General features: G+C 45.7%; 12 protein-coding genes. 8 read left to right on the plus strand and 4 right to left on the minus strand.

All coding sequences use genetic code 11. The features are described 5' to 3' along the window. The first annotated feature begins 57 nt into the window (after positions 1 to 57). The gene (locus MKJ04_RS16455; protein WP_241642755.1) at positions 58 to 561 is read left to right on the plus strand and encodes an HNH endonuclease; all 504 of its coding nucleotides are present in this window, start codon (positions 58 to 60) and stop codon (positions 559 to 561) included. A gap of 831 nt (positions 562 to 1,392) precedes the next feature. After that, on the plus strand, positions 1,393 to 3,303 hold the full coding sequence (gene rpsA, locus MKJ04_RS16460) for a 30S ribosomal protein S1 (protein ID WP_241642756.1): 1,911 nt from the start codon (positions 1,393 to 1,395) through the stop codon (positions 3,301 to 3,303). Between the two features lie 75 nt (positions 3,304 to 3,378). Here rpsA and MKJ04_RS22815 read toward each other — a convergent pair whose 3' ends face one another. The 3 genes from MKJ04_RS22815 to MKJ04_RS16470 all read right to left on the minus strand — a co-directional run bounded on the left by MKJ04_RS22815 (position 3,379) and on the right by MKJ04_RS16470 (position 3,954). Continuing rightward, complete coding sequence (locus MKJ04_RS22815; RefSeq protein WP_262918095.1) at positions 3,379 to 3,513, minus strand: hypothetical protein; 135 nt, start codon at positions 3,511 to 3,513, stop codon at positions 3,379 to 3,381. A gap of 61 nt (positions 3,514 to 3,574) precedes the next feature. Next, positions 3,575 to 3,838 carry an endonuclease domain-containing protein gene (locus MKJ04_RS16465; protein ID WP_241642757.1) on the minus strand — a complete coding sequence of 88 codons (264 nt, stop codon included), beginning with the start codon at positions 3,836 to 3,838 and terminating at the stop codon, positions 3,575 to 3,577. Beyond that, positions 3,802 to 3,954, minus strand: a complete 153-nt coding sequence (locus MKJ04_RS16470; protein ID WP_241642765.1) for a hypothetical protein — start codon at positions 3,952 to 3,954, stop codon at positions 3,802 to 3,804. The genes MKJ04_RS16465 and MKJ04_RS16470 overlap by 37 nt, the downstream gene beginning before the upstream one ends. A 139-nt stretch (positions 3,955 to 4,093) precedes the next feature. Here MKJ04_RS16470 and MKJ04_RS16475 point away from each other — a divergent pair, with 139 nt between their 5' ends. The 6 genes from MKJ04_RS16475 (at position 4,094) to MKJ04_RS16500 (ending at position 8,334) form a co-directional block, all read left to right on the plus strand. Further along, on the plus strand, positions 4,094 to 5,230 hold the full coding sequence (locus tag MKJ04_RS16475; protein ID WP_241642758.1) for a tyrosine-type recombinase/integrase: 1,137 nt from the start codon (positions 4,094 to 4,096) through the stop codon (positions 5,228 to 5,230). Between the two features lie 173 nt (positions 5,231 to 5,403). Next, positions 5,404 to 5,883: a hypothetical protein gene (locus MKJ04_RS16480; protein WP_241642759.1), complete on the plus strand. Its 480-nt coding sequence runs from the start codon at positions 5,404 to 5,406 to the stop codon at positions 5,881 to 5,883. A gap of 109 nt (positions 5,884 to 5,992) precedes the next feature. Further along, positions 5,993 to 6,403, plus strand: coding sequence for a hypothetical protein (locus MKJ04_RS16485; RefSeq protein WP_241642760.1), 411 nt, complete (start codon positions 5,993 to 5,995; stop codon positions 6,401 to 6,403). 73 nt (positions 6,404 to 6,476) lie between these two features. After that, the gene (locus MKJ04_RS16490; protein ID WP_241642761.1) at positions 6,477 to 7,091 is read left to right on the plus strand and encodes a zinc-ribbon domain containing protein; all 615 of its coding nucleotides are present in this window, start codon (positions 6,477 to 6,479) and stop codon (positions 7,089 to 7,091) included. A 91-nt stretch (positions 7,092 to 7,182) separates the two neighbouring features. After that, positions 7,183 to 7,665 (plus strand): DUF6252 family protein, encoded by a 483-nt coding sequence (locus MKJ04_RS16495; RefSeq protein WP_241642762.1) that lies wholly within the window; start codon positions 7,183 to 7,185, stop codon positions 7,663 to 7,665. A gap of 168 nt (positions 7,666 to 7,833) precedes the next feature. Then, complete coding sequence (locus MKJ04_RS16500; RefSeq protein ID WP_241642763.1) at positions 7,834 to 8,334, plus strand: hypothetical protein; 501 nt, start codon at positions 7,834 to 7,836, stop codon at positions 8,332 to 8,334. A gap of 173 nt (positions 8,335 to 8,507) precedes the next feature. On the opposite strand, the gene MKJ04_RS16505 is transcribed toward MKJ04_RS16500, so the two are convergent. Continuing rightward, the coding region (locus MKJ04_RS16505) for an IS3 family transposase (RefSeq protein ID WP_241642764.1) at positions 8,508 to 9,269 on the minus strand (762 nt) is incomplete at its 5' end.

Consider the following 9,269-nt stretch of genomic DNA (forward strand, 5'->3'; position numbering starts at 1 on the left):
CATTTTAAATAGTTAGTTTATACCGTACAAGCTGAGCGATCGTTCATTAGTGCGGCCATGAAAGACAAAGTACTCATCCTGAACCAAGACTTCAGTGCCATTGCGGTTTGCTCTGTGCACAAGGCCTTTCTGTTGGTATACCTCGACAAGGCCGAGATGGTGACCAAGGCCGAGAACGCATTTCTGCATACCATCACCACCGCCTTTCCCATACCCTCCGTTATCCGGTTGCAGCGGTATGTCCGGGTGCCATACTATGGCATCGCACTGAGCCGGCACAACGTGATGCGCCGCGACAACTACAGCTGCCAGTACTGCGGCGCGGCCAAAAACCTGACCTTGGACCACCTGATGCCGCGCTCCCGCGGAGGGGCTACCGCTTGGCAAAACCTGGTCACGGCGTGCTCGCGCTGCAACTCCCGCAAAGGCGACCGCACCCCCGAGGAGGCGGGCCTCAAACTGCAGCGGCTACCCAGCCGACCCTCGCTGCTGACGTTCCTGCAACTGCACCTGAACACCTCCAACCAGGATTGGCGCACCTACCTGGGCGTAAAGGAGTAGATCAAGCTTTTCTTCAGTATACCTTATACCATTATCGAATGGATTTAGCGTATTAAAGTATTTTCGTGCAGTGTTTATACCTGCTGTTACGCAATACCCACTTTTGTCCTCCTTTGAATTTGTCCCCCTTTGAAGGTAGGGCCGTTAAGTTCTAACGAAAATTGTCCCCTTGAGGGGACCGCAGGGGTGTAAAGCCAGCAAAAAGTACTTTTCGCAAAGAGTAAACACCCCTCTAACTCCCCTCAAGGGGAGAATTGTTATTTTGGTGTTTTGAAACTTTACGTAAGGGCACACTACCAACTCTTAGAACTTAACAGCCCTAGCCTTTGAAGGGGGTAGGGGGATGACACTCCCTGCGGGCAATCAGCTGTGAGATATTTTAGAGGCTGTTTCTCATCAAGCAAGAGCAGGTAAGGTTCTTCAGGCCGCATCTCATACCTTCAAAGGGAGACTTTTACGAATTGCGCGGCTCTCTTGCGTAACGTCAAATTTGACTGTGCAAAATATAATTGATAGTGGTATTAGTACAGAGCAGGGGCGAGGTGTTTTTTGCCATTAGCATATTGACTCCTTCAATCAGATAAATTCCGCCTGGCAAGGGGATAAACACTTCATTTTCAGTGATGCTGACTCACTTTCGTGTGGTGTTCGCCATGTGCACGCCTATCTGCGCCGGACATTTCGGAAAGATATAGCAAAACTCAGGTTAATTGCTTATTTTTGCGCTTCATTCGATTGAATGGGTCCCGGAAGCAGTTTCGGGGAATGTATCATTAAACCAAACCAGCCGATTGCTCTACGCTGGTGGCTACTCCGGAGCAGTAAAACATTATGAGTAATTCTCCAGAAAATTTTGACTGGGACAAATTTGAGTCCCAGGGTTTCGGTTCAGGCTACAGCAAGGACGAGAAAGCCGAAATGGAAAAAATGTATGGCGACACCCTGACTACCGTACAGGAGCAGGAGGTTGTTAAAGGAATCGTGGTAGGCATCACTGATCGTGACGTGATCCTGAACATCGGTTTCAAATCTGACGGCCTGGTGCCTATTTCTGAGTTCAGGGATCTTCCTGACCTGAAAGCCGGCGACGAGGTTGAAGTATTCATCGAAGACCAGGAAGACCCGAACGGTCAGCTGATCTTGTCTCGCAAGAAGGCGAAGATCGTTAGCGCCTGGGCGCGCATCTACGACGCACTCGAGAATGACAACATTCTGGACGGCGTTGTGAAGCGCAGAACAAAAGGTGGTCTGATCATGGATATCCATGGTGTGGAGGCCTTCTTGCCAGGTTCGCAAATCGACGTGAAGCCTATCCGTGACTTCGACGTGTTTGTGGGCAAGAAAATGGAAGTGAAAGTTGTGAAAATCAACGCCGCTTTCGACAACGTAGTTGTATCGCACAAGGTACTGATCGAGAAAGACCTGGAGCAGCAGCGTGCCGCCATCCTGAACAACCTGGAGAAAGGCCAGGTACTGGAAGGCGTAATCAAGAACATGACAAACTTCGGTGTGTTCATCGACCTTGGTGGCGTAGACGGTCTGCTTCACATCACTGATATCTCATGGGGACGTATCAACCACCCAGAGGAAGTATTGAACCTTGACCAGAAAGTGAACGTGGTAGTGCTTGACTTCGACGAAGACAAGAAGCGTATCTCTCTGGGCATGAAGCAACTGACGCCGCACCCTTGGGATGCATTGCCAGCTGAGATCGAGGTTGGCTCTAAAGTGAAAGGCAGAATCGTAAACGTAGCTGATTACGGTGCGTTCCTTGAGCTGATGCCAGGCGTAGAAGGTCTGATCCACGTTTCAGAAATGAGCTGGTCGCAGCACCTGCGCAACCCACAGGACTTCATCAAGCAGAACGATGAAGTTGAGGCAGTTGTATTGACCCTGGACAGAGAAGAGCGCAAGATGTCTCTTGGCATCAAGCAGCTTACGGAAGACCCATGGACGAAAGAAGATGTGTTGACGAAGTATGCTGTGGGCACCAAGCACACTGGTATTGTTCGTAACCTGACAAACTTCGGTCTGTTCCTTGAGTTGGAAGAAGGCGTTGACGGTCTTGTACACGTATCTGACCTTTCGTGGACGAAGAAGATCAAGCACCCGTCTGAGTTTGTGAAAGTTGGTGAGAACCTGGACGTAGTTGTATTGGAGCTTGATGTTCCGAACAGACGACTTGCCCTGGGCCACAAGCAACTGGAGGAGAACCCTTGGGATACGTTTGAGTCTGTGTTCAACATCGGATCTGTGCACAAGGCTACAGTTCTTGATAAGTCTGACAGAGGAGCGGTACTTGAGTTGCCATACGGCATCGAAGGTTTCACTTTCCCTAAAGGCCTGACAAAAGAAGACGGTTCTCAGGTAGAAGCTGGCGAAACGCTTGACTTCCGCGTAACTGAGTTCTCGAAAGAAGATCGTAAGATCATCCTTTCGCACACTGCTTCGCATTCAGAGGTTGAGTCTACAAGAGCTTCCAGAGCTACGAAGAAGACCGCCGCTGGCGCACCTGCTGCATCTGGCGAGAAGAAAGACAAGGCTCCTAAAGTAATGAAGGAAGCTGATCGTTCTACGCTTGGTGATCTTGATGCCCTGTCTGCCCTGAAAGAGCAGATGCTGGAGAATGAGAAAGAGGCTGGCGTGAAGAAGTTAGAGGCTGCTGCTGCAAAGAAGACGCCTTCTAACGATGAGGAGTCAACTGAGTCAACAGATGCTGCTGAAGACGAGACCAACGCATAGCTGTAAATGTTATAGAATGAAAAGCCCCGGAGCAATCCGGGGCTTTTTTTGTTTCTTAATTTCCATGTAGGGCTGCTAGTTCACGATGAGCACTTTCACCTCTTCGAGCAGCAGGTAGCCGTAGTCGTAGCAGAAGTGGTAAGTGTTGCCGTTTTTGGTGCGGTAGAGGTGGGTAAAATGCCGAAAGTCGAAGCCTTGCTGCTGAAGCACCTCCCGGCGCAGAGATGATTCTCAATTACTCATGCAAGAGCAATTCCCCTCTTGAGAGGGGTTAGGGGTGTGTTTTCTTTTTATCCAGTATCCATTTCTCAATTACGCGGAGCACGTTTGTCATATCGCATTTCACCTCTTTGTCCGTAAAACGCAGGAACCGTACGCCCAACGATTCCAACCTACGCTGCCGTGCAATATCTTCATCAAAGCTGTAATCATGGCTGTCTCCGTCTACTTCAATGGCAAGCATTAGCGCAGTGCAATAAAAGTCGACTATAAAGTCGTCTAGCGGCTTCTGACGGTGGAAATCGAGCCCGAGCACGCGCTACCCTTTAGTTCCTGCCAGAGTAACACCTCGCCTAAAGTCCTATTGTTCCGAAGCTGTCTGGCCAGTTCTTTCAGGTAGGGCTTATAAGGTATAAATATTTTCTTTTTCATGATAGGTAAAAGACACACCCCTAGCCCCTCTTTTTAAAGAGGGCTCCACGCCCAGAGGGGAATTATTCCTGACTATGTATTATTTCATAATTGAATTATAATACCGATTAACATAGTACGTGCCTTAACCTATTAAAGGGTGGCTGCGCTGCCTGTGGTGCGCCTGCAGCCTTTAGAACATGAAGGCAAAACGCTCATCCAGCTTTCATTCCAGTACAACAAGGAAATCTATACCTGCCTGTGGCGCTATGAAGGCTGCAAGTGGATACGTGACCTAAAATGCTTTGCCATGGAGACTGAAAGCAAGTACTTCCATGAGTTGCTAGATACTTTGGAAGGGGGTGCGCAGGTATGGCTCTCGCAGACGCTCCATATCAGGGACGTGCCCCTGCAGGCCAGGCTGTGGGAGCAGAGCTATGTGAAAGCGGCGAACTACATTCCCTGCCCTCTGGCTTTTGTGGAGAAACTTTTCCTGCTCAATTACTCCCTCAACACGATACGGACTTACCATGCACTGCTGCTGCGCTTCCTTAATGGGAACAGGGAAGTCGGTCTGGAACTGATAAACGGCTATACGGCAGAGGAGATTAACCGCTACCACCGGGGTATGGTGCAAAGTCAGAAGTACTCCCACTCCTCGGTGAGTCAGAGCATCAATGCCGTTAAGTTCTATTACCAGCGCGTGCTGGGCCGCCACAGCGTGAAGCCCGAGGACGTGGAGCGCCCGGAGAAGCCAAGCCGCCTGCCGCAGGTGTTCAGCAAGCAGGAGGTGCTGCGCATCCTGTCGGCAACGGAGAACCTGAAGCACCGCTGCCTGCTGCAGCTGCTTTACGCGGGTGGCCTGCGCATCAGCGAGGTGATCAACCTCAGGATCACGGATGTTCGCTCGGAGCGGAACCTGCTTTTCATACGCGGGGGCAAGGGCAAGAAAGACCGCACGACGCTGCTCTCGCATAAGCTTTTGGAGAACCTGCGAGCTTATTACAAGCAGTATCGGCCCAAGGTATGGCTTTTTGAGGGACAGACCGGTGGGCAGTACACCGTGGAGAACATCCGGAGCGTGTTCAGGGCCAGCATGGAGAAGGCGGGCGTGCAAACAAAGGCCACGCCGCACACGTTGCGCCATTCATTTGCGACACACCTGCTGGAGCAGGGCACTGACCTGCGCTATATCCAGACGCTACTTGGGCACCGCTCGAGCAGAACAACCGAGATCTACACACATGTTACCAGCTACGCGTTAGATAAAATCACCAGCCCGCTGGATAGCTTGTAGAATTAAACTATATTAGTTAAAATTAATATCACAAATGAGAATCGGGATTCATAAGGAGGAGAGTACTCAGGAGGTGTCTGAAAACAGCGCAAACACCTTCGCTCATAGTGCCCATAACCGTATGTTCACGCTTTCGAGGTAGTTAGCGGCAATGCATATATGAAAACAACCAAATGATAACTATAATACTAGCATTAGGGCTATTAATTCTCGCTGGACTTGTGGTCAAATATGTGTTAATACCTAAACCTATAGACACGCGGTCGCTAGTTGACAGCAAAATTTATTACACTTCGACAAGTAGAGAATGGTGGTCAAGAAAAAGGGGGAAATATAATTTAGCACTTGTAGCTGCAGGAATTTCCGCTTTCCTTGCTTATGCTATCCTCGGCGGACTTTTAATCGCTCCTTATGACTATAATTTTGAAATAACTCTGTTCACAATATTTTTCCAAGGGATTGGCTATTTGTTTATGATGCTTATTGCCAATTTATTTTACAACCTTGGATACATAGTGGATAAGAACTTCAACAAGGACAATAGCCAATCCTATAGGCAAAGCTTATTTAACCTAGGACTTTGGTTCTCAGTTGGAATACCATTTTTGGTTCCAATTTTAATTATTGTTGAATATTTCGTTCGCTTTGCATAAGCAATATTGAGTTAGAAAAAAGCACAAACCGCTAACAAGGTATAAACGTCAGCCTTCGGCCGACGGCCTCGGCCGTCGTTTATACTAGCCGTTGTAGCGTATTTAATTTATGAAATACCTTATCCTAATAAGTATATTAACTTTAATCTCCTTTGTCGGATTTGGTCAAACAAAAAAGTTGACTAACGAAGACATTAATAATAGTGGCGCTATTAAGTTAGTGTTTGTTACCAAAGCTAATGAAGCCCGAGAACTTGCAAAAAAGGATATTGAGAATAACATGCCTTTTCTGTTGCTACGAAGCGGTATAGCCCCTGTAGTATATAGTGCAGACAGCTCCTTTGAAAACAAGTATAATGTCTACTATTATGAAGATGGTTGTACGGGGCCAGATTATAGTCTAACGGAAGAATATAACTTCGTGATTCTCGACCATTTGCAAAGGACATATGGAAAGGAATGGAGGAGAAAAATAAGAAAAGATGTGGTAGGGTATAAAAAGTGGAGAAGCAATAAATAAAAACCAGCTACAACCACACCTAAACTTTAGCTACGCCACAGTTTAGCCAAGTCCGTTGTGCGGGATTATAAGTATGAAAGAAGAAGACCTATATGATAGCTATAGATGTCCCAACTGTAATCAGTTAAGGAATGTTAATGAATTGACTCAATTGTTTAAATGGTACGAGCAATTCAAGTTTCCTTACATGATTTCGGTTTTGGGTGCAGCACGGCAAGGTCATCTGAAATGGGCTTGTGATAACTGCATTCTAAATGAAAAAGTGATTTTGGGAAAGCCAGAAGAACAAAATTGGACTGGGATCACATATCCTTTCTTCACTTACAATGATGAAACACTAAAATGTCAGAATTGTAATTGCCTCTTCGAATTTTCAAAAGAAGAAAAGAAGTTCTGGTACGAAGACTTGAAGTTTATTGTCTGGTCATACCCAAAGTACTGCCCAACATGTAGAAAGAGAATCAGAGAGCCTAAGGTTAAAAGCAAAAGGCTAACTAATCTGATAAATAATGTAGAGCAAGCAAACGCTGACGAGTTAGAAGAGATAATAGAAATCTTCTTGGACTACAGAAATTTTGAAAAGGCTAGATACTATCTATCGGTCTTGAAAAAGAAAAACTATGTAAATGAAGTCAGAATTGCTCTCATCAAAGACAAAATAAATAACCTCGCACAACAAAGTTCATAATACAGGCTTCAGCTATGCTTCGCCCACATTATGCACGAGCACGTTAGGTGATATTGGAACTATGAAATCTCAAAAAGATAAACTCTTCGTTATGAAAGCAAAGTTAAGTGTGTTCCTATTATTATTTTTTTTGTTAAGCTGCAGCAAGGATAATTTGTGTAGAAATGAAGCCTTCTGTGTAGAGGTGAATGGTAAGAAGTGGTGGCCTAAGAGTAATGATTTTAAATCAAGCCCCCTCACTTTCCATTTATTAGATGACAATAATCAGTTTTGGATTGGGGCCTACAATGGTTCAAGTTCTGTATTAGTCGGAGTAATTGACCACACAAGAGGTATAGGAGTAGGTGATTATGTTCTAGCAGGACAAACATGCTGCAGTGGCAGTTATACAAGAGAACATAATATTAACTTCAAAACAGACGCTTCACATACAGGAAAGTTAACAATTACTTCATTAGATAGAGTCAAGAAAACGGTTGCTGGAACTTTCTACTTTAGGGGAAGGAATTCTGTTACGGGAGAAACTGTGGAAGTAACTAAAGGTTCGTTTAACAGTAAGTATTCAGAATATTAACAGGTTTTAAGCTTGTAATTTGCCAGTCCTTCAAAATGGAAAGCAAACTTTGACAGCAAGATTATAGTATTGAAAAGGTAAAACAAAACCACCTAACACAGCCTATAAGTTAGGATTCGGCTCCGCCTCGCACACCTTATTAGGCGAGGCCGTTAGCACAAATAAATAATGAATAAAGAAGACCAAATTTGGCAAGGTTTATTTCTAACCATTCCTACTGTTTTCGCTTATAACTTAGCTGATGTCATAGCACCTGATGATCAAACTTCAATCCTGTATGCTATGCTTTTTGGAGGAATTGGAGCAATGATAGGTTACGGTTTATTTTATTTGCTAAAAGGTAAATCAAAGCAGATAAAAATTCTATCGACAGTAGGGATTACAATTGCTGGTTTTTTTTCAATCTTCCTTTTATCCGCCAAACCCTCCGATAAAGAAATTATAAAACAAAAATGGGTTACACAAACAATTGGTAATGTTCAATTTGACAATCCTGAGAAGTTAAATTTAATATCTGCGGAAATACCAGAATCAGTAAAATGGTATTACAAAGAATTAAAAATGTACTCAGATGGAAATAAAGATAGGATAACCCTTTTTCTGGATTCTAAAATTGCTACCGATACAATTTCAATTGTTGGTTGTGCTTTAAAAAGTATGATGGATTGAGAAAGAGATAGCAGCGGAGTTGTTAGAAATGGATGTGTGTGTTAGAAATCCAGATCTATTGTCCCCACTGCTACAGTTATAGCGTAGTCAAAAACGGTAAAAAGGTTACAGGCCAGCAGAACTTTATGATACCTCGATTGAGTTAGACCACGAAGCGCACTTTGTTAGTTGAATTAAGCTGCCATCTGATACAGGTTAGCTGGCTTATTTCGGTTAATGCCCTGGTGGGGCTTCTGGTTGTATTTGACTATCCAGCGGCTAATACCCCGGTACAAGGTAATGCCATCATCGGCTGGGTTTAAGTAAATATGCTGGTATTTAATCGTGCGCCAAAATCTTTCGATGTAAATGTTGTCCAAAGCCCTCCCTTTACCATCCATGCTTATACGAACAGCCTCACTTTTCAGGTAGTCTACATACTCTCTGCAGGTGAACTGGCTGCCCTGGTCACTGTTGACTATCTCGGGTTTGCCATGCTCGGCCACCGCCTGGCGGAGCACCTGCAGACTGGCTCCGGCATCTAACGTGTTAGACAAGCCCCAGCCAACAATATAGCGGCTATACACATCAATCACGGCCGTCAGGTACATAAACCCTTTCTGCAGGGGAACATAGGTGATATCTATTGCCCACACCTGGTTGGCTCTTTCTACTTTCAGATTCCGCAGCAGGTAAGGGTAAATATACTTCTTGTCCCCCAGCTGCGTCAGATGCTTTCTGGGGTAAATGGGCCGTATGCTGGCCAGGCGCATCAATCTTCTGACCCGCTCGTAACCCGCTTTATAGCCCTTATCCGCTAGCATGGACTGCATCGTCAGCACCCCGGCTGTTGGTTCTTCCAGTATGTGCGCATCCATGAGCCGCATCATCTGCAAGTTGTCCGCAGTCTCCTGTTTGGGCACATAGTAGAACGAGGCCCGGCAAAGGCAGAGCAG

Origin of the sequence: Pontibacter sp. E15-1 (assembly GCF_022601975.1) — a bacterium.
GTDB lineage: Bacteria > Bacteroidota > Bacteroidia > Cytophagales > Hymenobacteraceae > Pontibacter.